The sequence below is a fragment of the Formicincola oecophyllae genome, assembly GCF_006542395.2.
Classification (GTDB): Bacteria; Pseudomonadota; Alphaproteobacteria; order Acetobacterales; family Acetobacteraceae; genus Formicincola; species Formicincola oecophyllae.
In genome coordinates, this window is record NZ_CP038231.1 from 1,841,660 (window position 1) to 1,865,159 (window position 23,500).

25 protein-coding genes and 1 tRNA gene are annotated in these 23,500 nt (G+C 62.2%); 19 read left to right on the forward strand and 7 right to left on the reverse strand.

The annotated features are described in order from the left end of the window. Positions 1 to 29 precede the first annotated feature (29 nt). From E3E12_RS08220 to E3E12_RS08285, 15 genes are all read left to right on the forward strand, one after another. Positions 30 to 416: a hypothetical protein gene (locus E3E12_RS08220; RefSeq protein ID WP_141443866.1), complete on the forward strand. Its 387-nt coding sequence runs from the start codon at positions 30 to 32 to the stop codon at positions 414 to 416. Next, positions 403 to 1,680 carry a baseplate J/gp47 family protein gene (locus tag E3E12_RS08225; protein ID WP_141443867.1) on the forward strand — a complete coding sequence of 426 codons (1,278 nt, stop codon included), beginning with the start codon at positions 403 to 405 and terminating at the stop codon, positions 1,678 to 1,680. Before E3E12_RS08220 ends, E3E12_RS08225 begins: the two co-directional genes overlap by 14 nt. 11 nt (positions 1,681 to 1,691) lie before the next feature. Then, positions 1,692 to 2,330 carry a hypothetical protein gene (locus E3E12_RS08905; protein WP_168194425.1) on the forward strand — a complete coding sequence of 213 codons (639 nt, stop codon included), beginning with the start codon at positions 1,692 to 1,694 and terminating at the stop codon, positions 2,328 to 2,330. Continuing rightward, positions 2,327 to 3,394 (forward strand): phage tail protein, encoded by a 1,068-nt coding sequence (locus E3E12_RS08230; protein WP_168194426.1) that lies wholly within the window; start codon positions 2,327 to 2,329, stop codon positions 3,392 to 3,394. The genes E3E12_RS08905 and E3E12_RS08230 overlap by 4 nt, the downstream gene beginning before the upstream one ends. A 95-nt stretch (positions 3,395 to 3,489) precedes the next feature. Continuing rightward, the gene (locus tag E3E12_RS08235; RefSeq protein ID WP_141443869.1) at positions 3,490 to 3,870 is read left to right on the forward strand and encodes a hypothetical protein; all 381 of its coding nucleotides are present in this window, start codon (positions 3,490 to 3,492) and stop codon (positions 3,868 to 3,870) included. A 3-nt stretch (positions 3,871 to 3,873) separates the two neighbouring features. Continuing rightward, positions 3,874 to 5,781 (forward strand): glycoside hydrolase family 32 protein, encoded by a 1,908-nt coding sequence (locus E3E12_RS08240; protein ID WP_141443870.1) that lies wholly within the window; start codon positions 3,874 to 3,876, stop codon positions 5,779 to 5,781. Between the two features lie 3 nt (positions 5,782 to 5,784). Next, positions 5,785 to 6,444 (forward strand): hypothetical protein, encoded by a 660-nt coding sequence (locus E3E12_RS08245; protein WP_141443871.1) that lies wholly within the window; start codon positions 5,785 to 5,787, stop codon positions 6,442 to 6,444. Between the two features lie 38 nt (positions 6,445 to 6,482). Further along, positions 6,483 to 6,839 carry a hypothetical protein gene (locus E3E12_RS08250; protein WP_141443872.1) on the forward strand — a complete coding sequence of 119 codons (357 nt, stop codon included), beginning with the start codon at positions 6,483 to 6,485 and terminating at the stop codon, positions 6,837 to 6,839. Positions 6,840 to 6,842: 3 nt separating this feature from the next. Next, positions 6,843 to 8,048: a glycoside hydrolase family 32 protein gene (locus E3E12_RS08255; RefSeq protein ID WP_141443873.1), complete on the forward strand. Its 1,206-nt coding sequence runs from the start codon at positions 6,843 to 6,845 to the stop codon at positions 8,046 to 8,048. Then, a complete protein-coding gene (locus tag E3E12_RS08260; RefSeq protein WP_141443874.1) occupies positions 8,038 to 8,775 on the forward strand; it encodes a hypothetical protein in 738 nt (245 codons plus the stop codon). Before E3E12_RS08255 ends, E3E12_RS08260 begins: the two co-directional genes overlap by 11 nt. Positions 8,776 to 8,802: 27 nt before the next feature. Next, positions 8,803 to 9,225, forward strand: coding sequence for a hypothetical protein (locus tag E3E12_RS08265; RefSeq protein WP_141443875.1), 423 nt, complete (start codon positions 8,803 to 8,805; stop codon positions 9,223 to 9,225). 35 nt (positions 9,226 to 9,260) lie between these two features. Beyond that, on the forward strand, positions 9,261 to 9,692 hold the full coding sequence (locus E3E12_RS08270) for a hypothetical protein (protein WP_141443876.1): 432 nt from the start codon (positions 9,261 to 9,263) through the stop codon (positions 9,690 to 9,692). Positions 9,693 to 9,715: 23 nt separating this feature from the next. Continuing rightward, positions 9,716 to 10,384, forward strand: coding sequence for a hypothetical protein (locus E3E12_RS08275; protein WP_141443877.1), 669 nt, complete (start codon positions 9,716 to 9,718; stop codon positions 10,382 to 10,384). 54 nt (positions 10,385 to 10,438) lie between these two features. Continuing rightward, positions 10,439 to 11,215 carry a hypothetical protein gene (locus E3E12_RS08280; RefSeq protein WP_141443878.1) on the forward strand — a complete coding sequence of 259 codons (777 nt, stop codon included), beginning with the start codon at positions 10,439 to 10,441 and terminating at the stop codon, positions 11,213 to 11,215. Between the two features lie 55 nt (positions 11,216 to 11,270). Then, positions 11,271 to 12,188 (forward strand): hypothetical protein, encoded by a 918-nt coding sequence (locus E3E12_RS08285; protein WP_141443879.1) that lies wholly within the window; start codon positions 11,271 to 11,273, stop codon positions 12,186 to 12,188. Positions 12,189 to 12,738: 550 nt separating this feature from the next. Here the strand turns inward: E3E12_RS08285 and gatB are convergent. From gatB to gatC, 3 genes are read right to left on the reverse strand one after another with little or no spacing between them, the layout of a single operon-like run. Next, positions 12,739 to 14,247, reverse strand: coding sequence for an Asp-tRNA(Asn)/Glu-tRNA(Gln) amidotransferase subunit GatB (gene gatB / locus E3E12_RS08290; RefSeq protein ID WP_141443880.1), 1,509 nt, complete (start codon positions 14,245 to 14,247; stop codon positions 12,739 to 12,741). A gap of 23 nt (positions 14,248 to 14,270) precedes the next feature. Continuing rightward, positions 14,271 to 15,794 (reverse strand): Asp-tRNA(Asn)/Glu-tRNA(Gln) amidotransferase subunit GatA, encoded by a 1,524-nt coding sequence (gene gatA, locus E3E12_RS08295; RefSeq protein WP_141444201.1) that lies wholly within the window; start codon positions 15,792 to 15,794, stop codon positions 14,271 to 14,273. Positions 15,795 to 15,835: 41 nt separating this feature from the next. Further along, a complete protein-coding gene (gatC, locus tag E3E12_RS08300; protein WP_141443881.1) occupies positions 15,836 to 16,138 on the reverse strand; it encodes an Asp-tRNA(Asn)/Glu-tRNA(Gln) amidotransferase subunit GatC in 303 nt (100 codons plus the stop codon). Positions 16,139 to 16,216: 78 nt separating this feature from the next. Here gatC and ruvX point away from each other — a divergent pair, with 78 nt between their 5' ends. After that, positions 16,217 to 16,696: a Holliday junction resolvase RuvX gene (gene ruvX, locus E3E12_RS08305; protein WP_141443882.1), complete on the forward strand. Its 480-nt coding sequence runs from the start codon at positions 16,217 to 16,219 to the stop codon at positions 16,694 to 16,696. A gap of 89 nt (positions 16,697 to 16,785) precedes the next feature. Here ruvX and E3E12_RS08310 read toward each other — a convergent pair whose 3' ends face one another. Next, positions 16,786 to 17,199, reverse strand: a complete 414-nt coding sequence (locus E3E12_RS08310) for a hypothetical protein (RefSeq protein ID WP_141443883.1) — start codon at positions 17,197 to 17,199, stop codon at positions 16,786 to 16,788. A gap of 196 nt (positions 17,200 to 17,395) precedes the next feature. Then, positions 17,396 to 17,469, reverse strand: a tRNA-Cys gene (locus E3E12_RS08315). Between the two features lie 231 nt (positions 17,470 to 17,700). Here E3E12_RS08315 and E3E12_RS08320 point away from each other — a divergent pair. From E3E12_RS08320 to E3E12_RS08330, 3 genes are all read left to right on the forward strand, one after another. Beyond that, positions 17,701 to 18,783 carry a DMT family transporter gene (locus E3E12_RS08320; protein WP_240810499.1) on the forward strand — a complete coding sequence of 361 codons (1,083 nt, stop codon included), beginning with the start codon at positions 17,701 to 17,703 and terminating at the stop codon, positions 18,781 to 18,783. Between the two features lie 100 nt (positions 18,784 to 18,883). Then, entirely contained in the window at positions 18,884 to 20,248 is a 1,365-nt protein-coding gene (locus E3E12_RS08325) for a hypothetical protein (RefSeq protein WP_141443884.1), read from the forward strand. A gap of 50 nt (positions 20,249 to 20,298) precedes the next feature. Further along, positions 20,299 to 21,045, forward strand: coding sequence for a hypothetical protein (locus E3E12_RS08330; RefSeq protein WP_141443885.1), 747 nt, complete (start codon positions 20,299 to 20,301; stop codon positions 21,043 to 21,045). A gap of 366 nt (positions 21,046 to 21,411) precedes the next feature. Here the strand turns inward: E3E12_RS08330 and E3E12_RS08335 are convergent, their stop codons facing one another. Then, positions 21,412 to 21,789 carry a hypothetical protein gene (locus tag E3E12_RS08335; RefSeq protein ID WP_141443886.1) on the reverse strand — a complete coding sequence of 126 codons (378 nt, stop codon included), beginning with the start codon at positions 21,787 to 21,789 and terminating at the stop codon, positions 21,412 to 21,414. Between the two features lie 139 nt (positions 21,790 to 21,928). Continuing rightward, positions 21,929 to 23,146, reverse strand: a complete 1,218-nt coding sequence (locus E3E12_RS08340) for a hypothetical protein (RefSeq protein WP_141443887.1) — start codon at positions 23,144 to 23,146, stop codon at positions 21,929 to 21,931. Positions 23,147 to 23,500: the final 354 nt, after the last annotated feature.

Consider the following 23,500-nt stretch of genomic DNA (forward strand, 5'->3'; position numbering starts at 1 on the left):
GCCACCCCAAACAACAAGGCATCAACGCCATGAGAGTATGGACACGCCAATGGCAACCAGGCGGCAAGCGCCGCTGGGTGGCCACAACAGGCAACCAGGCCCTGATCGCCTGGCTGCAGAACGCGCTTCTGCTGGAGCTGGGCGAAAGCCCCTTCCATGTGGATTGGGGCATTCCCGTCACCAACAGCTTGGTGACGCGCATCTGGCCCACCTTCTACCTGGAACAGACGGTGGGGCGCTTCCGCGATTACTTCGCAAGCCTGCAGGTGGCCCCTACGGCCGGGGCGGACACGGAGAACGGGCCGCCTGACTACACGATATCGGCCATTTTCACTGATGGCACCCCCTACCCCTCCCAGGCCAGCCACTTCAACCAAACCTTCAGCCAGACAGGACCGAGCGATGGCACTTACTAACCAAAACCAGGCCAGCCAAACCAGCCAGGCCGAATTGAACCAGGCCATGGCCGTCGTCCAGACCGCCTACCCCAACCTGTTCACCCTGACGGCCAACAGCGGGGTGGAGCCAACGGCCCCAACAGCCCTGCGCGCGCAGTTGGTGCAGGCGGCTTCCCAGCTCAGCCCCGGCTTGACGGACCTGCCGGCCACCCTGATTGACGACGTCGCCAGCACAGCCACGGGCGCGCTGATGCAGATCGACCAGGCCAAGGTGGACCTGGTGAACTCTGTCTCCCCCCTCAACACAACGCCGCTGTGGCTTGACCAGTTCGGGGAGATTTACGGCGTCGCGCGCGGCAGCCAGACCAACCCCAGCGCCCTGGTCAGCTTCACGGGGCCTGCCGGGTTTTTCATCGGCCAGGGTTTTGAGGTGACGGACGGCACCTACATTTTCCAGACCACCCAGAACATGACCATCCCCGCAAGCGGTGTGTTGGATAATGTGCCGGTGGTGGCCACAACGCCTGGCAGCTACAGCATTGAGCCTTACAGCATCACCCAAATCATGAGCGCGATGCCCGCCACCGTCACGCTCAGCGTCACCAACAACCAGGCAGGCACCCCCGGCCAGGATGAGGAAAGTGACGCAAGCTACCGCGCGCGCATCCTGCAGGCCGGCATGGCCACGTGCCAGGGCACGCCCGACTTCATCCGCACCTGTTTGCTGCGCGTGCCCAACGTGGTCAGCCGCTCCATCTCCGTGCGGCTGCTGAAGGACGGCTACAGCGTTCTGGTGGATGGTGGCGACCCTGAGGCCATCGCTGGCGCTTTGTTTGAAAGCTGCTTCGACCTGCCTGGCCTCCAGGGCAGCACGGAGGACAGCGGGCGTAATGTCAGCGCCACCCTGACCAGCGGGCCGGACCATTACACCATCCAGTTCGTCCGCCCCCTGCAGCAGCATGTCAGCGTCACAGCGCACTGGCAGACGCTCTCCACTACTCCTGTAGCGGACACCACCGTTCAGCAGGCGGTGGCGCCCCCCATCACCAGCTACATCAACAGCTTGCCAACGGGCGCGCCCATCAGCCTGCTTCAGCTGGGGCTGCTGTTTGAGGAGGCCCTGTCCCCCCTGTTTTCAGCCAGCCTGCTGAGCAAGCTCGCGTTTGAGGTGCAGGTCAACGGCCAGGCCATTCAGCCCCAGCCCGACAGCAGCCTGCTGGTGGGTGACGTTGAAGGCTACTTCACCATCGATCCCCAGGACTTCCACCTGGTGCGCGACTGAAAGGGGGCGCCATGAACACCACACTCACCGCGCCAGCCTACAGTTTCGTGCAGTTCGCTGACGACCCCAGCATCAACGCCTTCATGACGGCCACCAACCAAACCGCCCAGGGCGGCCTGGACTGGCTGCTGCAGCACCCTTTGGCGCTGTGGACGGCGCCCCAGATGAAGGGTGGGTTGCTGGCCTACAGCCTGTACTGCCTTTACGGCCAGGGGCGGCCCAACACCAACTTCACCATCCTGAAGACCAGCAGCGGGGCCATCAACGACACTGACGTCAACCGCATGGAGATTGACGGCCAGAACATGGACACCGTCACCGTCAGCCCGCTGGAGGCAGACGACATCCTCAAGCGCGTGGCCACATGGAACTTCTTCAAGGGCGATGGCTTCAACTTCACCATCCCCTGGCTGAAGCGGCGCGTCATGCGCTTCCTCACAGGCAGCGGGGGCGCTTCAGGGCGCTTCAACAACACAGTGCCCGTCAGCGTTCAGGTGGCGGGGCGTGGGGTGACCATCACAGTCGCCAGCGGCCCCTGGGACGGCGACGTCATCGCCGCCCTGACCGGCCTTCTGGAGGCAGGCCACCTGCACCTTCCCACCATGTACAACTTCACCCTCAAAGGGGTTTTGAAAAGGCCCACGCCATGAGCAGCACCTTCACTTACGCCAACCGCGCCAAAACCATCCTCGCCCAGCAGGTTCTGGTGACTGACACCAGCCTGACCCTGCAGTCAGGCGCAGGCAGCCTGTTCCCCCAGCCCAGCAATGGGGAAATGTTCGCGCTGACGCTGGTTTCAGTCTCGTCCCCCGACCATTATGAGATCTGCTACGTCACCAGCCGCAACGCCGATACGCTGAGCGTCATCAGGGGGCAGGAGGGAACGGCGGCACAGCCCTTCGCTGCTGGCGACAGCGCCAGCCTGAACATGACGGCGGGGCTGTTCAAGCTCTTCCCCCAGGCTGGCTGGCAGGGCCTCTACAGCGATGACACCGCCAAGCGCCTTGGCGGCTACAAGAAAAACGCCCTGGTGGCTGACCCGAACGACCCCTGCGTGCTGTGGATCAGCCAGGTTGAAGGCAACAGTGCGCCCCCCAGCCCCCAGAACCCCAACTGGCTGCGACTGGATTTCCTGGCCCAGCAGGCCCAGATCGGCCAGATGGTCTCTGGTGTCCTCGGCATGGGGTCAGGCGACACTGCAGGCACGGGGCTGCACCTTAACGGGGGCACGGGGTGTGCGCGTTTCTGGGCGCAGAACGGAACGAATTTCGACCTCGCCAGCACCCAGCAGGTAACGCAATCAGCAAGCCCTGTTGGCAGCATCATGGCCTATGCCGGCTTCAACCCGCCCTGGCCGTGGCTGCTGTGCAATGGCGCAGGCTTTGACGCAGGCCAGTTCCCAGCCCTGTTCAACATGCTTGGCTCATCCAGCACCCCTGACTTGCGTGGCGTCTTCCTGCGCGGCGTCGACAGCGGGCGCGGCTACGACAGCAACAGCAACCGCACGGTGTTGAGCCTGCAGGGCGGCAGCGTCATCAGCGAGCACAGGGACGTGCGCTCGCTCTGGCACGGTGGCCAGCTTGACGAACCGGCCGCTGGCTGCGGCGCCACCCCTTCCTTCCAGGGCCGCGGCGGCAATGCTGACAGCGACCCTGAATGGGGCATCGCGCGGCCTGTCAACGTGGCGGTGAACTACATCATCAAGGCTGCCTGAGGTCGCCTGAACCACGCCCGCGCACCACGCCTGGCGCGGGTCTGCTTTGCCGGGTGCAAGCCCCTTCCAAACCTTCCAACAAAAGGAGCCTGAAAATGGCAGAAGACATCAACAACCCTGCCACACTTCCCATGGCGGACAGGGGGGCTGCGCTCAACCGCATCCTGGGGGTGCAGACACGCCCTGATGGCACTGAGGGCTACAGCCTTTTCCCCCTGGAAGCCTTGAGCGACCAAGGCGCCGCCATCGCCTGGATCGCTTACCACCCAGAAGGTGACATCGTTCCAGGCCAGGTGGAGAGAGGCACGCTGAGCATCGGCACGGGGGATGGCAATTCCTATTCCACCCCCCTGGACCTGCCACCAGGCGCGCCTGGAACACCAGGGGCACCAGGCAAGGATGGCACATCTGGCAAGGATGGCACGCCGGGGGTGGGGTTTTCGGACGTCACCGTCACCATCAACGGCGGGAGCTGAACCATGGTCTCCACTTACTATCCTTTGGCCCATGCTGCCGTCCCCCAAAGCGACTTGGGGCTGGAGCCGCCTTACTGGTATGGCGGCAACGATGTTCAAACACCTTACTATGACGCCAAAAGCGGCAAATGGGTGTTCTTCATGCTGGGGACGTGCCGCGACATCATCACGTCCAACCAGCTTGGCTGGCTGGCCTGGACCACCACTGACTTCCAGAGCTGGCAGCCCCAGGGCCTGTTCATGAACCCTGGGGATTATACCAGCACGGCTGCTGACGGCAGCATCATCCAGGGCTTCACGGCCATTTGGGGCGGCGGCGCTTTTGGTGACCCAGACAACCTCTGGGGCTTTGGTTCTGACGCCGTTCTGTTCACGGCCTCCATCGCCAACCCGGAAACACCAGGCCTGAAGCCAGAGAACATGGCCGTTGGCCTGTTCGTGTGCAAAGGCGGCATTTTCAACGATGACGGCACGCTGAAAAAGCCCGCGTTCGTGCGCACCCTGACCGACATTACCACAGCCCAAAGCCAGGGATGGGTGAACGACAAGCCAAGCACCCCCCTGGATGGTGATTTCCGTGACGCCCGCATGAGCTGGGACCCTGTTCACAGGCTCTGGGTGCTGGCCGTTTCCGTCTCCTACGGCGTGGCGTTCTTCACCTGCGCCAACCCGGCAAGCGGGGACTTCACCTTCGCCAGTGCCTGGATTGGCCCCGACCGCACCCTTGGTCAGCCTGGCGGTGTGGAGTGCCCGAGTTTTCTCTACCATCAAGGCCAATGGGTGCTGGTCTACTCCGACCAAGCCAACCAGTTCCAGAAGGTGAACGGCCAGAAGCTTCTGCGGCAATGCGTCATGGCCTGCAAAGGCACATGGGACGGCAAAAATTTCACCAACACCACAACGCCAGCGACACTGGACAGAGGTTTTGCCCATTACGCCCAGGCCGTCTTCACCGACCAGAAAGGCCGCCTGCTTGAGGTGGGCTGGTATAACAATTGGAACTTCCGTTCAGGCACTGCCCAGATTGGCTGGGACGGTTTTATGAGCTGCGTGCGCGAAATCGACTTCACCGGCAACACCCCCTATGTCCTTGACGCCTGCGCGCCTGACATGAGGGCTTGGGAAGCAGCCTCCGCCAGCAGCACTGCATCCACCCTGGAGCTGGCAGCTGCAAAGGGCCTTAGGGATGTGCCCTCCAACATCCCGCCCCTGCCGCCAGGTGGGGTAGTATTGAAAAAGCAGTTCCCAGGGACGATCGACCCAAACTTCATGCCCCAGCCAACAGACACGCCACCCGCGTTCAGGTGGGGCCGCGCTTACCTGTTTGGCGCGCTCCAGGGTAGCACCTGGCCGGATGACGGCGTCATTTTCTTCCGCCTGGCCCAGGACCTTGCATGGCGGCAAGGGGTGACCGTCACCCTCAACCCCCATGCGGGCAACATCACCATCAACGCGAGCACCGCAGGCGTGGTGATCGGTGATGCCGGGGTGCCGAACCCCTACGCCGCAGCCCCTGTCATCCTGCCCTACGACTTCTCCCGCGGTTGGTTCCTCCTCCAGGCCAATCTGGACAGCTGCAGTCTGGAGGTCTTCACCGACCAGGGCACAGTGGGCTCCGTCGTCATTTTCCCAGGGCACGATCAGGTTTTCCTGGACATTTCCGCCCCACCCCCCAGCGCCTACACCGGCGATCCAACAATAGTGGGCACCACCATGTACAACAGCATCAACATCGACCCCGCCACATGGCTCTCCCAGAACCAGGAAAGCTTCACCCTGTCCTTTCACAAGACGGACGGCACAGAAAGTGACGTGACCATTCCCTTGCCGCGCGGCCCCAAAGGCGACCCAGGGACCTCTGGCACGGCTTTGCTGAGCATCAACACCACAGCCACCGTGACGGAGGCCTGAACCATGGCCAATTACAAAGTCACCCTCAACAGCACATCCGTCCTGTCTGACAACACCGCAGGCCCTTCCTGGTCCACTGACTTCACACTGCCTGGCATTGCGACCTCGGCGGAACTGGCGGGCTACATGCCCTTGAGCGGCGGCACCATCAACGGCGCCGTAACGCTGCAAAGCGCAGCCGAGGCCAAACCATGGGCCGGATCGTGGGCGTTCACCGCCGCCTTCAAGAACAATCCAGCCCAGGCCAGCTTCTACGCCCAGCTTGATGACGACATGAACGCGCGCGCTGTTCTGGGCGTTCAAGACGCGAACGGCCAATCCACAGCCATTGGGCTGAAATCCACAACAGGCTCCCTGCTGGACCCAACGGGCCATTGCTACACGGTGGCGGGCGGTGTGGACCGCATGATGACGCAATCCCTGGTTACCCGGGCGCAGGATGGCGACACCATCACCTTCCCCACCGCCTTCGCCAGCGCTTCTGGCGTCACGGTGGTGTGCAGCGCCCAGCCCTTCCAAGCCAACGATCCCCTGGTAGCGGCCATCAAGGAAGGGACGACTGCCGGCGCCGCCAGTTTCACCGTGGGCATTTGGCACAAGGACGGCAGCGCGTTGAAGCAGCCGGTCAATGTCCACGTCATCGCCATGGGCAAGGCAGCCTGAGAGCCAGTCCTGCCAGCCAAGCCATAAGGAGCCATCACATGGCAGCAGATATCACCAACCCAGCAACGCTGCCCCTGGCGGGGGCAGGCGCTGCGCTCAACCGCATTGTGGGGCTGCAGACCCTTTCAGACGGCAGCATGGGCTACAGCCTCTACCCGCTGGAAGTGCTGAGCGACAAAGGCGCAGAAATCGCCTGGATCGCCTACAACCCCACAAGCGCCCTAACCCCTGGCCAGGTGGAGAAAGGCACGCTGAGCATCGGCACGGGGGACGGCAACTCCTATTCCACCCCCCTGGATTTGCCACCAGGCGCGCCTGGAACGCCAGGCAAGGACGGCACGCCAGGGCGGGGGATCAAAAGCATCACCGTCCTCCTCTCAGGCGTGGGGGGCTGAATCATGGCTTCCACCTATTACCCCCTGTGCCATGCCGCCAGTCCCCAGCAAGACGTGGGCATGTACGGCCCTTACTGGTACTACGGCAATGACGCCCAGACACCTTACTATGACGCCAAAAGCGGCAAATGGGTGTTCTTCATGCTGGGGTCGCACATCCCCACTGTCGGCACCAACCAGAACGGCTGGCAAGCCTGGATCACCACCGACATGCAGCGCTGGGAGCCGCAGGGTATTTTCCTCAACCCCAGTGACTACACCAGCACGGCCGCTGACGGCAGCACCATCAAGGGCTTCACAGCCGTTTGGGGGGGCGGCGCCTTCGGCGACCCTGAGAACCTTTGGGGTTTTGGTTCTGACGCCGTGTTGTTCACAGGCTCCATCGCCAACCCGGAAACGCCAGGCCTGAAGCCAGAGAACATGGCCGTTGGCCTGTTCGTGTGCAAAGGCGGCATTTTCAACGATGACGGCACGCTGAAAAAGCCAGAGTTCGTCAAAACCCTGACCGACATCACCACAGCCCAGAGCCAAGGCTACGTTCCTGACAAGCCAGACCACCTGCTCGACACCGACTTCCGCGACGCCCGCATGAGCTGGGACCCTGTCCACAGGCTGTGGGTGCTGGCTGTTTCCGTCTCCTACGGTGTGGCGCTGTTCACCTGCGCCAACCCAGCAAGCGAGGAGTTCACCTTCGCCAGCTCTTGGCTGGGCCCCGACCGCACCCTTGGTCAGGCAGGCGGTGTGGAATGCCCGAACTTCCTCTACCACAAGGGCCAATGGGTGCTGGTCTATTCCGACCAAGGTAAGATCTTCCAAAACGGCTTGATGCGCCAAACGGTGATGATCTGCACAGGCGACTGGGACGGCAAGATTTTCACCAACACCACAACGCCTGTGACCATTGACCATGGCTGGACCTTCTACGCCCAAAGCGTGTTTGAGGAGCCCGCCACAGGCGACTTGCTGTGCGTTGGCTGGCTCAACAACTGGAACCTTGGCGGCAGCTTTTGGAACACGGGCTGGAACGGCATGCTGACGTGGGTGCGCAGGCTGGACATCTCCACCATGGCCAGTGACGGGCAGTGCAGGGTCTACCCCCGCGCCTCCCTTCTAGATGACTGGCGCGCCAAAATCGGGCTGCAAGCCCAGCCAGACGCTCCAGCCCCTGATAAGGCCAATACCACTAAGGACAACACCCATGAATCCTGACGACCTTCCCATTCCCAATGGTGGCACGCCATGGTGGTTGAACGTTCCGTTCAACTACACACCAAACTGGTTTCCTGGCCCTGATGAAATGCCACCCGTTTTCCGCTGGGGGCGGGCGGTTTTGTATGCCCTCCTGCAAGGGCAGACCTGGCCTAATGACGGCGAGCAGTACTGGATCATCAGCGAGAACATCGCTGGCGAAGGTGGCGCGCGCATCGTGCCTAAGCCTCACAGCGGCACCATTGAGGTTTGGTGCAGCACATCAGGCATGACGTACCACGATGGCCTTGGCGTGAACGCCTACGCCATGCAGCCAGCCATCATCCCCTACGATTTCTCCAAGGGGTGTTGCGTTCTGGAAATAGTGCTCGACAGCTGCAGCTTGGAAGTCTTCACCGACCAAGGCGGCGCTGCCACCATGACGTTCTTCCCAGCGCGGGACCAGATTTTCTGCAATCTTTACAGCACTCAGCGCAACGACCCCAACAATCCCGCCCCCACGGGCGATCCTGTCGACATGGGTTTTGAGTTTTATCCAATCATGCAACCAGACGCACGCACATGGCTCTCTGACAATCAGGAGCAGGTCACACTTGATTTCACCCTTGATGACGGCACAGAGCAGCGCGTCTCCTTTCCACTGCCCAAGGCCCTGCCTGGCGCGGCTGGGCAGGATGGCGCCACCCTAGCCAGCGTCACCACCAGCGCCAGCGTCACCACGTCCTGAGCGCCAAGCAGCATAGGAGACAACGCCATGGCGGACTACCATGTGACGCTTAACAGCGCTTCTACCCTCAGCAATGGCGCTGCCGGGCCTTCCTGGTCCAGTAGCTTCACGCTGCCGGGCATCGCCACTGAGGCCGAGAACCAGGTGCTGTTCGCACCCTCCAATTGGGCAGGGTACAATGTGGCCAAGGGCTATATGGATGGCTGGTACAGCCCAGGCGACACCGTGACCTTCCCCAAGCCGTTCAAGGGGATGCCCTGCGTGGTGGGCACGTGCATCACCGCTTCCAATGGCAACACCTCTGTGCCGGTCAGCATCCTCAACCTGCAACCAAGCGGTTTCCAACTCAACGCGGTTGAGGTCGATTCCCCCAGCGGCACGAGCCAGACGGGCGACTGCAAGAACCCTGGCCGCCAATGGTACGTCTTCATCGTTGAAGGCCCGGTTTGAAGGACCCTGGCCTTTATTCAAAAGGACATCCAACCATGAACCATACCACACTCAGCCAGCGCCTCCACAGCGCGCCTGGCCTGGCCACGGTTACCCCCGCCCCTTCCCAAGGGGGCGGGGTTTTTCATGTGGGCGTCACTTGCGATGGCCCTGATGCCCTGCCGCCGTTCCGTCTGTTCGGCCCCCCTTATGAGGTCAGCGGAGCGCAGGCCCCTGACCTGGACAGCGCCCCATGGCAGCGCCTGCTGGCGGCCTACCGCTTTTCCCATCCCTTGGCGCGCTTTGTCATGGTGCGTGATTTCGGGCCTCTCTCCCCAGGCGCGCCTGAACTGCACCAGGACACCTGCGCCATCACCGCCGATGGGACCGTGACTGTGCTGGGGAAAGGCGTGGCACCGCTGCTGCCACGCGCAACCGCTGCTGATGGCCCCATCAACCCGCCGCACACCAATGCTTCCATAAACTAAGCAAACCACGAGGCTTCATTCCCATGGTAGATTACCATGTGGCGCTCAACAGCGCGTCCACCCTCAGCAACGGCGCTGCCGGGCCCTCCTGGACAACCAGCTTCACCCTGCCAGGGGTGGCCACTCAAATGCAGCTGAATGGTTATCTTCCCTTGGCGGGCGGCGCCCTCACTGGGCCTCTGAACCTGACCAACGCCACAGCCACGGCGGCTTGGAGCTCCAGCCCGGTCCTGACCATGGAATTGCCCGCCAAGGAAGGCTTCTTCAAATTCTACAACCAGCTGGATGATTCAGGGGTGGCCAGTGGCGTTGTGCAGGTGCACTCACCAAGCCAGGCTGAAGGCACCATCCCTTGGAACTGGTGGTTCTCAGGCAAGCATGGCTGCCTGCTCAACAGCAGCTCCAACGCCATGGTGGCGGCGCCCGGCAATATGCGGCGCCTGCTCCAGCCCATTACCGTCTCCGCCAAGGATGGTGACTGGATCGCGTTTCCCATCGCTTTCTCCTCCACGGACAACCAGCACATCATGGCCACAGCCATGGATCTAGGCAACGCCCCTGTCACGGCCTGCGTCAAGGCGGGATACCAGCCCAACATCCAGGGTTTCCACATTGGGCTGTACCTCAAAGATGGCACGCCCGTCACCACCCCTGTGAGTGTGACCGTCCTCGCTATCGGTGTGGAAGCCTGAAACAGGCCTGTACCGGGCACTGCACGAAAAACACATGAAACGGAAAGGCTTCCCATGGCGGACTACCATGTAACGCTCAACAGCACCTCCACCCTCAGCAATGGCAGCGCCGGGCCTTCCTGGACAACCAGCTTCACCCTGCCAGGGGTGGCCACGGTGAGCGAGCTTGCCAGCTACGCGACTGTTGATGACTTGAAGGACTACGCCACCCTCTCCCAGTTGAGTGGCTGCGCCACCAAAAGCGACCTTAAAACCTACGCCACCACAGCGCAGTTGGGCGGTTACCTGGCCCGCGCTGGCGGGCAGGTTGTGGGGGACATCAACATGGCCCACCCCAGCGCCACGGCCCCGCTGTCCTCCAGCCCCTTCCTGACGTTGAACCTGCCAGCGGCTGACACTGACTTCACGCTTTACAACTATTTGGATGGCAATGGCGTTGGCAGCGGCGTTGTGCAGGTGCACTCACCAAGCCAGCCCAAGGGCACCAACCCCTGGACCTGGATGTTTTCGGGGCTGTATGGGTGCCTGCTCAACAGCAGCGCCAACGCCATGGTGGCGGCGCCTGGCAACCAGCGCCGCCTTTCCCAGCCCTTCACCGTCTCCGCCAAGGATGGCGATTGGATCGCGTTCCCGGTCGCCTTCGCTGGCGCTTATGACCAGCAAGTCCTGGCCACCGCCACGGATTTAAGCAACGCCCCCGTCACAGCCTGCCGCAAGGCTGGCCATGCGCGCGACCCCAAGGGGTTCGTCATTGGACTTTACGCCAAGGATGGCAGCCCTATCGCCACCCCCATCACTGTGGACATCCTGGCCTACGGTCCAGAGGCCTGAACAGAGGTGGGCATGGCAATGTCAGCTTTTCCACCTCATGCGAGCAGGATGACCCATGACAGACTATCATGTGACGCTCAACAGCACCTCCACCCTCAGCAACGGCAGTGCCGGGCCTTCCTGGACAACCAGCTTCACCTTGCCTGGAATCGCCCCTGCAAAAGGCCTCGCCCAAGAAACATTCCGAGCGATAGAGGCCGAAGACAGCAAATTGTCGCTTGATGGCGGGACGATGGCCGGCGCCATTAACATGAATGGCAATGGCCTCAATGCCGGCAACGGCGTTGCCATGGTGTTCCAAGATGATGGCAACATCGTTGCCTACAGCGCAGGCCAGGGCCAGGCCACGGGCAGGGTGCCCCTCTTGGCGGTGGGCGATACGACTGGGAAAGACGAGGGCGGCTACCCCTCCGTTGTGGCCTCCGTGCCCATGCTGGTGCCAAACCCCGTGCAAGGGTTGCCCGCCAGTGATGAGCCCATGCAGGCCATCAACCAGGGCACGCTGGCCCAGCAAGGGTTTGTGCAGGGCAACCAGCACCTCGATGATATGTCGCTTAAGATGGTGGCCATCAAGAGTCAATTTGTCGACAGCGCCAAGACCAAGCCTGCCGGCATCGAGTACATTGACGAAGCTGGCAATTTCAACCTGGCCATCTCAGGCCAGTGGGCTGACGACCACTATGTCACCAAATACCAGGGCCTGCAGGTGCAGGGCTTGAACAACGCCATTATGCAAATTTTTGACCGCAGCGTTAAAAACGGTGATTACGTGACCTTCCCTCAAGCGTTCAACAACGCGGCAAGCGTGACGGCCCAGGCGCTGAACCCCCCAGGGGACGCCCCCGTGGCCTTCGCTGCCAAGGACCTCACCAGCAAAGGCTTCACAGCCCTTGTGATCTCAACGCCTGCTGGAGGTGCCAATGCCGTTCCTACTGATGGCGTGTGGCTCAATTTCACGGCTTACGGCACCTGAGTGCTTCCTGCCGGTTCCGGTCCGCGCCTGTTCAGCTGCAGCGTAGGGGCTGCCAAATCTTACCAAACCTATGCCTGCCTAAAGCCATGCTTAAGCCAATTTTGCAAATAACTTGGCGGCAGACCACGAACTTCCCTTAACTGGCCTGCCTTCATCAATTCCGACATACACTTAGACATTTTGGCAGCATAATGCGCCGGCCTTAACGCGCTTGCGCCCTATAGGGATTCCGCCCTAACGCACTCGGCATCTCTTGTAAGGGGCCTCGCGGGGTTCTTTCTACGCTTGAACTGCGTTCTGCGCTCCGACAAATCCCGCTTCTACGCCCTCCGGGTTGTCTTGAATCCCTAAAGCCAGGCGACTTATTGCGCTCCAGCTTTAACAGGCTTCGCCTTATGCGGGGTTCGCTAAGGCCCCTTCGCTTCACGGCTGGTTAGCCTAGATGGCGCCGCTGTCTTGGCGCCTATTAGCCGCTGCTTCTTGCCACTTGCATTTCATGCGGCGCGGTGTCGCAGCGGCTTTCACGGCTGGTTAGCCTAGATGGCGCCGCTCAAGAGAGTTTTTGCTTGAGAAGCTCATTGACCATGGCGGGGTTGGCTTTGCCTTTCATGGCTTTCATGGTCTGGCCCACGAAGAAGCCGAACAGCTTGTCCTTGCCGCTTTTGTACTCCGCCACTTTGTCGGCGTTAGCGGCCAGCACGGCGTCAATCTCACGCTCAATGGCGCCTGTGTCAGTCACCTGGCGCAGGCCCTTCTCATCCACAATGGCCTTGGCTGAGGTGGGCTTGCCCGCCACGCCGCGTTCCACCATGGTTTCGAACACCTCCTTGGCGATTTTGCCGTTGATGGTCTTGTCCAGGATGAGGGAGAGGAGCTCGCGCAGAGCCAAAGCGCTGACGGGGCTGTTCTCCACATGGGTGCCCGTGCGGTTGAGAGCGGCGAAGAAATCGCCCAGCATCCAGTTAGCGGCCAAGCGGGCGATGTCTTCAGGCGCCTTCTGGCCCTTGTGGCTGGCGAAGTCAGGCCCCCACACGGTGGCCTCATAGAAATCAGCCACAGGCTGTTCTGCCGTCAGCACGCCTGATTCGTAGGGGGTGACGCCATAGTCACCCTCCAGCCGGGCGCGTTTTTCCTCAGGAAGCTCTGGCAGGGCGGCCTTGAGGCCATCCACCCATTCCTGGGTGATTTGCAGGGGTAGGAGGTCTGGCTCTGGGAAGTAGCGGTAGTCGTGGGCGTCCTCTTTGCTGCGCAGCGGCCTTGTTTCGTTCTTGACATGGTCGAAAGCCAGAGTCTGCTGGTCAACAGTGCCGCCGGCCTCCCACACTTCCACCTGGCGGCGGGCTTCGGCCTCAATCGCCTGCATGACGAAGCGCACGGAGTTGACGTTCTTAATTTCGCAGCGCGTGCGGTAGTCTTCCCCCGGTTTGCGCACGGATACGTTGACGTCAGCGCGCATGGAGCCTTCCTCCATATTGCCATCGCAGGTGCCAAGGTAGCGCAGGATCTGGCGCAGCTTGCGCAGATAAGCGCCCGCCTCCTCAGGGCTGCGGATGTCTGGCTCGCTGACGATTTCCATCAAGGCCACGCCAGCGCGATTGAGGTCGATGAAGGAGCGCTTCGGGTCCTGGTCATGGAGGGACTTGCCAGCGTCCTGCTCCAGGTGGAGGCGCGTGATGCCCACCTGTGCGGCTGTGCCGTCTGGCAGTTCCGTTTTCACCAGGCCTGTGCCCACGATGGGGAATTCAAACTGGGTGATTTGGTAGCCTTGGGGCAGGTCGGCGTAGAAATAGTTCTTGCGGTCAAAACGGCTGAAAAGGTTGATCTTGGCTTGAAGGCCCAACCCCGTGCGCACGGCTTGGGCCACGGCCTCCCCATTCAGGACGGGCAACATGCCTGGCATGGCAGCGTCAATCAGGCTGACATGCTCGTTAGGCTGGCCGCCATAGGTGGCGGAGGCGCCAGAGAACAGCTTGGCGTTGCTGACCACCTGCGCGTGCACCTCAAGCCCAACCACCACTTCCCATTCGCCGGTCTCGCCGGTGATGCGGTAATCGCTCATGATCGTTCTCTCCTGGTTGGGTCTCAGTGGCTGGCATGGAGGGCGGGGCGGCCCTTGGGGGTGGTGGCGAAAGCTGCGGCCTGCTCCACAACGTGGCCGGCTGCGATGATGTCCTCCTCCCCAAAAAAGCGTCCGATGAGCTGCAGCCCAAGGGGCACACCTTGGCTGTCCAGCCCGCCTGGAAGGGAGAGGGCAGGCACGCCAGCCAGGGAGGCGGGCACGGTGAAGACGTCATTGAGGTACATCTGCACAGGGTCAGTGGGCTTTTCATCCCAAGCGAAGGCGCCAGAGGGGGCCGTGGGGGTGAGGATAACGTCCACCTCCTCAAAAGCGCGCAGGAAATCGCGCTGAATTAGCGTACGGACCTTCTGCGCGCGCAGGTAGTAGGCATCGTAGTAGCCTGATGAGAGCACGTGAGTGCCCAGCAGGATGCGGCGCTTGACTTCCTCCCCGAAGCCTTCAGCGCGGGTGGCCTCGTACATCTCGTCTAGGCTTGGGCGCTCAGCGCGCATGCCGTAGCGCACACCGTCATAGCGCGCCAGGTTGGAGGAGGCCTCCGCCAAGGCGGCGATGTAATAGGTGGGCAGAGCGTGTTTGGTGTGCGGCAGGGAGATATCCACCACCTCAGCCCCAGCCGCCTTCAGCCAGCTTGCGGCCTCCTGCCAGAGTTTGTCGATGTCGGCAGGCATACCGGGGACGCGGTACTCCCGCGGGATGCCGATTTTCATGCCCTTGATGGACCTACCCAAGGCTGCCTCATAACGGGGCACGGGCTGGTTGACGCTGGTGGCGTCTTTGGGGTCGAAACCTGCCATACTCTCCAGCAGGATGGCGCAGTCTTGGAGGGTGCGCGCCATGGGCCCAGCTTGGTCGAGGGAACTTGCGAAGGCGATCTGCCCAAAGCGCGAGCAGCGACCATAAGTGGGCTTGATGCCGGTGATGCCGCAATAAGCAGCTGGCTGGCGGATGGAACCGCCTGTGTCCGTTCCTGTGGCACCCAAGCAAAGCCCAGCGGCAACAGCTGCGGCAGAACCCCCTGAGGAGCCGCCAGGCACCAGCTTAGCGTCAGAGCCATGGCGCTTCCAGGGGTTTTCCACGCCGCCGAAAGCAGAGGTGAGGTTGGTGGACCCCATGGCGAACTCATCAAGGTTGAGCTTACCCAGGAACACCGCGCCGTCATCAAGCAGGTTTTGCGTCACCGTGCTTTCATAAGGGGGGGTGAAGTCCCCCAGGATGCGGCTGGCCGCTGTGGTGCGCACCCCCTTGGTGGCAAACAGGTCCTTGATGCCAAGGGGAATGCCCGTCAGCGCCTTGGCCTGGCCTTTAGCGATGGCCTCGTCTGCCTGGCGGGCCGCCTGGCGGGCCTGTTCAGGCGTACGCGTGATGAAGCTGTTGATCTGGCCATCCAGGCGTTCAATGGCGTCCAGGAAGGCGTTTGTGAGTTCAAGCGCCGTGAAGTCCTTGTTGCGCAGCCCATCGCGCGCGCTGGCCAGTGTGTGGTCAGTCAGCTTGGTGGGCTTGGTGCTGGTCGCTGTGCTGTTGGTCATGTTGCCTGTGGTCGTGCTGCTTGTCATGTCTGTACGCTCCCTCACTCAACCACTTTTGGCACGGTGTAGTAGGGTCCCACGCGGTCTGGCGCGTTCTCCAGCACGGCTTCGCGGCAGTCACCCCCAGTGGCGGTGCCGTTTGTCACCTCATCAGCGCGCAGGCGGGGTGTAGCCAGGCCTGTGCCCACCATGGGAGGAACGCCAGCGATGTTCACTTCCTCCAGCATACCCACCCATTCGACAATGCCTTCCATCTGCTGGCGGAAAGCGGCCACCTCCTCTGGCGCCAGGCCAATGCGCGCCAATTTGGCGATGTGGGCGACGGCTTTGTCATCAAGTGCCATGGTGAATCCTCGCGTGCTGGCCTGGGGGGCCAGATTTCGTTAACCCTGTTCCGTGAATGAAGGGTATAACGCCCCCCCATGGCTTTGTTCAATCCACACGACCTCCGCCCGCTCCTCCCCCCCGGCACGCGCTTGCTGGGGGTTGACCCTGGCAAACGCCAAATCGGCCTGGCGCTTTCTGACGTCTCCCTCACGCTGGCTTCGCCGCTGCTTACCCTCAAGCGGGGCAAAATGGCGCAAAACGTGGTTGAGCTGGAAAACCTAGTGCACCGCCACGGCATTGGCGGGCTTGTGGTGGGGCTGCCCCTTTCGCTTGATGGCGACTTTGGGCCTGCTGCGCGCGCAGCCCATGATTGGGGGGGGGACATCGCTGAGCGTCTGGGCCTGCCCTGCGCGCTGTGGGATGAGCGTCTGTCCTCAAGCGCTGTCAACCGCTTCCTCATCCAGGAGGCGGACGCTAGCCGCGCCAAACGCGCTGAGGTGGTGGACAAAATGGCGGCTGCCTACATCCTCCAGGCGTTTCTGGATGCGACCGCTACAGATAAGCCCAATATATAACTAAGCCAGATTTGTGATGTGACCACGCCCAGGCAGTCCTGAACGCGCAGCTCAAGCGATCCTGGCTGGGGGCTAAGTGCTGGGGCGCCTCACAAATCCCTAAGCTGGCTGTAAAGCGCTGTGGCCTTGGGCAGTAGGTCCGCTGGCGCTGTGGAAACGTGCTTTTCAGCAGGGCACTGGCGCGGGACTTCGCGGGCCAGCTCATGGGTGGCGCTTTTGTAAAGCTGCGGCCAAAGGAGCTTGCGCTCAGACGGTTTCATCTGCTCCCAGCTTTTGGTGATGCCGTCATCGTCTGCTTGGGCATTGCGCAGAAGCACAGCGCATGACGCTGCTGTGGCACTTGTGCCCTGGGCCTGTGCGTTGCCCCCCAACCCTGCCAGAATCGCCAAGGCGGCCAGCACACCCCAAGCGCCCAAGCTGGGCCGGGCCATGGTAGCGCTGCAGAAATGGGAAGGCCCTGCGAAGGGGATAGCGTTGGCTGCGGTCATGGTCTCATCAATCATGGGCCTGGCGGTCCCTGTTTCTAGGTATGCAGAGGTCCTGGGTGGGGCTGGTTAAAGACACCTTAAGGCAAGGCCATGCCCCTTGGAAGGCCACGGCATATACGCCAGGTAACGCCGACAAGCCCTTTGAAAACAAAAACCCCACCATGCCGGGCTGGGCTGGTGGGGTTTGGGAAGTACATGGCCAATTCTGGCCTGGAGGTTCGGGCGGGAATTGAACCCACATTCGCGGATTTGCAGTCCGCTGCATCACCATTCTGCCACCGAACCAGCACCAGGCAGCTGTGATGTAGCCTGCTCACCTCAGCGCGGTCAAGAGAAAAAGCTGCCCTGGCCTATCTTGCAGCGCCTGCCTCTGGGGGGCTGCCCAAGGGCGCCCCTCTGCCACAGCGTCCTTGGGGCCAAGCTTTGGTCAGGCCCTGTTAGGGCGCCTGTTCAGCTGGGGGGTTTCGCTTTATCATCCCCGTTTTAGAGCTGTGCCTGCAGGAGCCTGCGCCCATCATGTCCTCCTTGCCCCCCATCACCTCTGCCCCTGGGGCTGTTGAACTGGGAATGCCAGAAACAGGCCCAGCCCACCCTCAGCCAAACACCCCACCCACCCAAGGGGAGGAACCGCCAGGGCGGCTGATGCTGGGCATCCTCTACGGCCTTGGCGCCACAGCGCTTTGGGGCGGGGTGTTCGTGGTGCCTGAAATGGTCCGCCCCTGCGGCCCGCTTGAAATCACTGTGGGGCGCTACCTGGCCTATGGCCTACTTTCGCTGGCGCTGGTGGCGCCACGGCTGCGGTCCTTGGCGCGGAAGCTGACCTGGGCTGATTGGCGCGGCGCAGCCTGGCTGGCCTTCACAGGCAACACGTTTTACTATTTCCTCCTTTCCAAAGCCGTGCTCAATGGCGGTGTCGCCATTACGTCCCTTATCACGGGATTTTCGCCTGTGGTGGTCACGCTGATTGGCGCGCGTGACAAGGGTGCTGTCCCTTTGCGGAAGCTGTGGCCGTCACTCCTGTTCTGCGCTGCAGGCGCTGTGTGCATTGGTTGGCAGGCGGTGGCGCGCGCCACGGGGCTAGGGGGGGCTGCAGCCCAGGCTAGTGGCAGCACGGTTGCCTCTGAAACCACCATGGCTGTGGGCGTGCTGTGCGCTGTGGGGTCGCTTGTTCTGTGGTCTGCTTTCACCATCGGCAACAGCCGCTGGCTTAAGCGCGTGACGGTTTCAGAACATGATTGGAACTTGCTGATTGGGCTGTGCGCTGGCGCGCAGACGCTGCTTTTGGTGCCGTTCATGCTGCCAGCAGTCCACAGCTACAGCTGGCCTGTGTGGGAACGCCTGGTTGTGGCTAGCCTGGGGGTGGGTGTTCTGGCCTCCATTGTAGGCAACACGCTGTGGGGGCGGATGTCGCGCTTGCTGCCCCTGACCCTGGTGGGGCAGATGGTTGTGTGCGAAACCATGTTCGCGCTGCTTTACGGTTTTCTGTGGGCGCGGCGCTGGCCCAGCGTGGCTGAATGGTGTGCCCTGCTGTGCGTGACCATTAGTGTGGGGCTGTGCGTGGCTGCCCACCGCCCGCCGCGCAGGCGGCGTGGGCGCTGAAGGCCCAAGCCCGTGTTGAGGATGGTTGTTGCGGCAAGGCACACCTACACCTAGAAGCAAGCCCATAGAGGCAAAGCCTGCAAAAGGACGTGACGACACCATGACGACCCCCCACCGCATCCTGGCATGGCTTGCAGCTGGCGCCGCCACATTGGCACTGGCGCCCGCAGTGCGCGCGCAGGTCATCAGCGCGCAGGAGGCCTCCCCTGCCTATGGCCAGGATGATGATGGCGATTCAGCTATGGACGCCCCTTTCATTGCTGGCGTCACCCACCCACGCGGCAGGCTTTACGATGTGGTGGTGGGGGTGGACACCGTCCTTCTAGGCAACAAGGGCGCTGGCGTCCAAGGGCGGGGCAAGGCGCAGCGCGGCCAGGGGCAAGCCCACACACAGGGCCCCAAGCGCCAGTTCCTGCCCATGTGGCGTGTTTCCTCCCTTATGGATCGCTCAGCCCTGATTGGGGAGCCTGACCTGGTGCCAACGCTGGTTTTCCGCCAGTACCGCGATGACGAGGCCCCCCAGACCATCAGCATCAACATCGCCCGCGGTGGGCCTGACCTTCCCTCCTGCCACCATCAGGCGGACTTCACCCCCATCCTCGTCACCATCAAGGGGGACCCGACCGATTACCTCGACCCCACGTTGATCCATCAGGGCGCCTGCATTCCAGCCCATGGCCGCGCCCATGTGCCCTTCACGGTGCCAGGGCCCCATGGCGGCCACTACATGCTGGCCATTGGCCTGGCCACGGCTGATGGCCTGGCACCATCGCGCCGCGGTGGCAGCACGGCCGTCTACAGCCCCCGCGACCTGGCGGCAGAGAAGCGCGAGCGCGATTCAGGCAGCGGGGCCGATTTGCGCCTGGCGCGCGTCCCCTACGGCTTTGTGTTCAGCCGCCCCGTTATCGCAGCGCTGACAGCGCCTGCTGCCAAAGCTTTTGCCCCTTTGACCGACACCCCCTTGAGGACGCGTTCCAGGCCAGAGGGTGTGCAGATTGACGCCTTGCGCTTTTCCCCCTGGGTGGAGCGAGCTGGCAAACACTATGTGGGGTGGAACTACGCCACCCCCCTGATGGGCGCTTTTGAGTGGAACCCCCCTGTGGCCACAAGCGCCACTGTTTCCTCCGTTTTGTGGAACGGTGTACGTGTAACGGCTGAGGAAGTCGGCTACTGCCAAGCGCCTGACGTGCCGGCATGGCGCTTCACCGCTGTTGACGCCCAGGGGGAAGGTGGCGCTGAAGTGGCGACTGAGGGCGACCAGGACCTGATGCCAGACGACAACACTATGGAACGCTACCAAAACCACAGCAGCGTCAGCGCTACCATCTGCGCCTCTTACGGCGGTCCACCCGTGGAGCTGGCATTCCCGACCGCTTCAGGGCAGGGTGAGAACATCCTGTTCTTCCTACCGCGCCGCCACCCCACCCTGGTGCCAGCGCGCCATGCCCCCCAGCGCAGGCGTTAAACCCCCGCCATTCTGCCCCACCCCTAGCTAGCCCCTGCAGGAGAGATCCCGTGGCATCTGCCCTTGACCACATCGTGAAATTTATTGTGCCAGCTGAGATGCTGGCTGCCATCCTCAATGTCTACCCAACTGATTTCCACCCCTCTGGCCTTGGCGCCCTGCTGGCGGTGCCCACAGCAGGGGGGGAGGGCGTTGGCCTGGCCTGCGGCTATGACGCTGTCATCCTCAGCGGGGCTTATGGGCGTGCTGAATGCCATGTGGGCAAGGAAGCGCAGTTCAAGCCGCTGACCTTCACCCTAACGGCGCGCTTCATCAACGCTGTGCGCCGGGCGCCCGCTGGTGTGGGGGTTTTGTTCCTGGTGGTGATGGATGACAAGGACCGCCCTAAGCCAGAGCTGCGCGCCAAAATCAACATGGCGGCTGGTTTTGAAGGTGTGTGCGGTGATGTTTCGCTGGCGGCCACCGCCATGGCAGACAACCAGCCCTTCCCTCAAACAGGCCAGATCGATCTGGCGGCTGACTGGCTTGCCTGCTTGGCCAGCCAGCAGGGCAGCGCTGTGGAGGAGCCGGAAGCCGTGACTTGGCGGCCAGCCAACCTGGCGCGCTTGGCGCAGGCTGGCGTCACAGCGCGTTCTGAAACCATGACGTTCCAAGACAGCCATACGAAGGACAGTCACGCCAAGAACAGCCAGGAAGGGGCAAGCCAAGGGGGAGGGGAAGCACCAAACGTGCTGCGCCATGCGCGCTACCACCGCGCCAATGCCCCCTACAGCCTGGACGGCTATGCCCTGGCTTGAAGACCCCAAGCACGGGGCTGATTTCTGACCGCTGGTAGCTTCAAACGCGTTCAACAGGTCAAGTCTGGCGCTGAGGCTGCGTTGAAGCCCTGCAGGGGTAGATGTTCCCCCATGCCTCAGGTTGGGTGACTTGACGCTTGCCCCGCCTAAACAAACGCCCCCTCTGGATAACAGGCGCTGGTTCAGGGGCAGGTTTCCCAGGCCCCGGTCACACTGGTCATACTGCCGTGGGGGCGCATTTTATGAGCTATCCTGACCCACCCTGTGCCCAGCAAGCCAGCCTTGGCTGGAAGCACGTGTGAAGGGCTCAGAAAAAGCCCCCAGGCCGCATAATGGCCTGAAAGCCATTAACCTTAACCAGGGCCTTCAGCTGGCCACGGGGAAAGGCAAGTTGACGGGGATCTCCTCAGAGGCGCTGTTGGTCTTGGCGTTGAGGCGCGGGTTGTAGCGCGACTGCAGCCACGCCACTACAGCTTTAGAACGGCCCTTCTCGTCAAAAGGCGCCCAAGCGAAACGCAGCCCATGCTTGATGTAAGCCTCAAAAGGCTTTTCCTCCAGCCGCGCCAGGACGCGTTCGCCAATGGCGCCAGACCCAACAAAAATCACGCCGTTGCGTTCGCTTTCAATCACGAAAATGCCTTTTTCCTCTTTAGGGAGGTCGTTGGCGTCACGCGTGGTGGTCCATTTGAGCTTGATGGCCTTGGGCGCCGTCTCAGGCATGTTGTTGAGGGAAATCTTGGGCATGGTTTTTCCTAACAGTGGGGTTGGGGCGTGGCCACAGGGGTGAACATGGCTGGGCGCGCCCAGGTTGGATTGCCCATAACCCTAGGCGCTTTCAGGCCATACCCCAAGGGTGGGGAGGCCTGCGCCAGCGGGCTGGTTTTCAGTGTTGCTGGGGGGCTGGCGCTGTGGCCGCAGCCAGACCACTGACGAACAGCGTTGGGCTGTGGAACTGCTTTTCAGCCGCAGCCCTGATTTCCTGCGCGCGCGCAGGCGTGATGGCGCCTGCTTTTTGCTGGGCTGCAACCTCCAGGTTGGTTTTCAGTACTGGCATGATGTCGTGCTCCGTATGTTGGGTGGCCATGGCCCAACGGTACCAGGCGCTGTTGTAGCAATGCGCCAGGCCATCCCATGCTGGCGAGGCGTTCCAGCTGTAAAGGTTGGTGCATTCGGCCAGTTCATCTTCGCGTTTTTGGGCGAACCAGCGTTGAGAACGCTGCCATTCCTGGGCTTCGCGCCCTTTGAGGCTGAAATCAAGCTTGGTTTGCCGCTGCAGCGCTTGGTAGCGCTCCAAAGCCTGCTGAAGGGTGATTTGCTTGTTTTCAAGCGCTTGGGAAATGGCCACGTTGCCATCGAACATGGGTTGAAGGTCGGTCAGCTTGTAACTGCCTGTGCGCCGCGCCCAAGTGGCTAGCGCCATGTTGCGGCACAGGGCTGCCTCCACAAGTTGGCCCATGGGCTTGAACTTGTTCACGCAGCGCCTGGTTTGCCAGCCCAGCATTTTAAGAGGGGCGATGTCGGGGTTGGCTTTCCAGGTGGTGGGATGGGAGAGGGCCGCTTCCTCCATCCCCAGGCGGAAATGAAGGCGTTCAGCGTCAGGCGACATCTGGCCAGACTGCACCTGGGCTGCGTTGGCTAGGTTGGTGCGTTCAAAATCATCGATGACGGCGCCATCCATGTGCCCGCCTTCCGCCCAGCGGCGGAAAAGACCGTTCTGGCACTGGCCCAGCTTCATCCAGTTGGGGTGGTCAGTGTTGCCCCAGCGTTCAATGCAGTTGGTCACGCCATTGCGGGTGGAACGCACAGGGTCGGCTGGGTCTTCAGGTTCCTGTTCAGGCAGGATGGTGGGCAGGGCCTCCACAGGGCAGTAGAGGTTGGAGGCAGCGCACATCAAAGGGTGGGCCATGGCCCAGTCCTGGTCCGGGCTGCCGTAAGTGCCGCTTTGCTGGCAGCCAGCGGCCAGCAAGGCCAGCACGCCAACGCTTGCCCAGCGCGCCAAGGCACGGTGCTGTTTGGGCTGGCTAGCGCTGCCCTGGCTGGTTGCTGCGCTGCTGGGGGGGATTGCGTGGTTGGGGGGTAGGCTTGCGCTGGCACGGGGCATGGCTGTGTTCCTGGTTGCAACGGCAAGGTGGTGCCCTGCGCCAGAAAGCACGGGCCGTGGCGCGCGACAGCCAGCCAGGCCGTAACAAGGCGCAGGGCACTGGCGCGTCCAGGCTGGCTTGGCACCCATGCTGCGTGCCGTGACCAATAAGCGGGGAAGCGACCATGCCAGCCGTGGGGCCGGGGCGGCATGAAGCACCGGCCCAGGCCAGGTGGCTGGGGGCTTCAAGATGGTGCCATGCTAACCTGAAGCGGCGCTGGCCAAAACCCTTCAAGCGTGTTGGCGCCTGGTTATTTTAGGTAAAAACCAACTGTTACATTATTCATGACCTGCTTTATGACCTCAAACAGCCCC

Coding starts and splice junctions, on each gene's coding strand:
- E3E12_RS08220 (WP_141443866.1), top strand. CDS start 30: ATGAGAGTATGGACACGCCAATGGCAACCAGGCGGCAAGCGCCGCTGG.
- E3E12_RS08225 (WP_141443867.1), top strand. CDS start 403: ATGGCACTTACTAACCAAAACCAGGCCAGCCAAACCAGCCAGGCCGAA.
- E3E12_RS08905 (WP_168194425.1), top strand. CDS start 1,692: ATGAACACCACACTCACCGCGCCAGCCTACAGTTTCGTGCAGTTCGCT.
- E3E12_RS08230 (WP_168194426.1), top strand. CDS start 2,327: ATGAGCAGCACCTTCACTTACGCCAACCGCGCCAAAACCATCCTCGCC.
- E3E12_RS08235 (WP_141443869.1), top strand. CDS start 3,490: ATGGCAGAAGACATCAACAACCCTGCCACACTTCCCATGGCGGACAGG.
- E3E12_RS08240 (WP_141443870.1), top strand. CDS start 3,874: ATGGTCTCCACTTACTATCCTTTGGCCCATGCTGCCGTCCCCCAAAGC.
- E3E12_RS08245 (WP_141443871.1), top strand. CDS start 5,785: ATGGCCAATTACAAAGTCACCCTCAACAGCACATCCGTCCTGTCTGAC.
- E3E12_RS08250 (WP_141443872.1), top strand. CDS start 6,483: ATGGCAGCAGATATCACCAACCCAGCAACGCTGCCCCTGGCGGGGGCA.
- E3E12_RS08255 (WP_141443873.1), top strand. CDS start 6,843: ATGGCTTCCACCTATTACCCCCTGTGCCATGCCGCCAGTCCCCAGCAA.
- E3E12_RS08260 (WP_141443874.1), top strand. CDS start 8,038: ATGAATCCTGACGACCTTCCCATTCCCAATGGTGGCACGCCATGGTGG.
- E3E12_RS08265 (WP_141443875.1), top strand. CDS start 8,803: ATGGCGGACTACCATGTGACGCTTAACAGCGCTTCTACCCTCAGCAAT.
- E3E12_RS08270 (WP_141443876.1), top strand. CDS start 9,261: ATGAACCATACCACACTCAGCCAGCGCCTCCACAGCGCGCCTGGCCTG.
- E3E12_RS08275 (WP_141443877.1), top strand. CDS start 9,716: ATGGTAGATTACCATGTGGCGCTCAACAGCGCGTCCACCCTCAGCAAC.
- E3E12_RS08280 (WP_141443878.1), top strand. CDS start 10,439: ATGGCGGACTACCATGTAACGCTCAACAGCACCTCCACCCTCAGCAAT.
- E3E12_RS08285 (WP_141443879.1), top strand. CDS start 11,271: ATGACAGACTATCATGTGACGCTCAACAGCACCTCCACCCTCAGCAAC.
- gatB (WP_141443880.1), bottom strand. CDS start 14,247: ATGAGCGATTACCGCATCACCGGCGAGACCGGCGAATGGGAAGTGGTG.
- gatA (WP_141444201.1), bottom strand. CDS start 15,794: ATGACCAACAGCACAGCGACCAGCACCAAGCCCACCAAGCTGACTGAC.
- gatC (WP_141443881.1), bottom strand. CDS start 16,138: ATGGCACTTGATGACAAAGCCGTCGCCCACATCGCCAAATTGGCGCGC.
- ruvX (WP_141443882.1), top strand. CDS start 16,217: ATGGCTTTGTTCAATCCACACGACCTCCGCCCGCTCCTCCCCCCCGGC.
- E3E12_RS08310 (WP_141443883.1), bottom strand. CDS start 17,199: ATGATTGATGAGACCATGACCGCAGCCAACGCTATCCCCTTCGCAGGG.
- E3E12_RS08320 (WP_240810499.1), top strand. CDS start 17,701: ATGTCCTCCTTGCCCCCCATCACCTCTGCCCCTGGGGCTGTTGAACTG.
- E3E12_RS08325 (WP_141443884.1), top strand. CDS start 18,884: ATGACGACCCCCCACCGCATCCTGGCATGGCTTGCAGCTGGCGCCGCC.
- E3E12_RS08335 (WP_141443886.1), bottom strand. CDS start 21,789: ATGCCCAAGATTTCCCTCAACAACATGCCTGAGACGGCGCCCAAGGCC.
- E3E12_RS08340 (WP_141443887.1), bottom strand. CDS start 23,146: ATGCCCCGTGCCAGCGCAAGCCTACCCCCCAACCACGCAATCCCCCCC.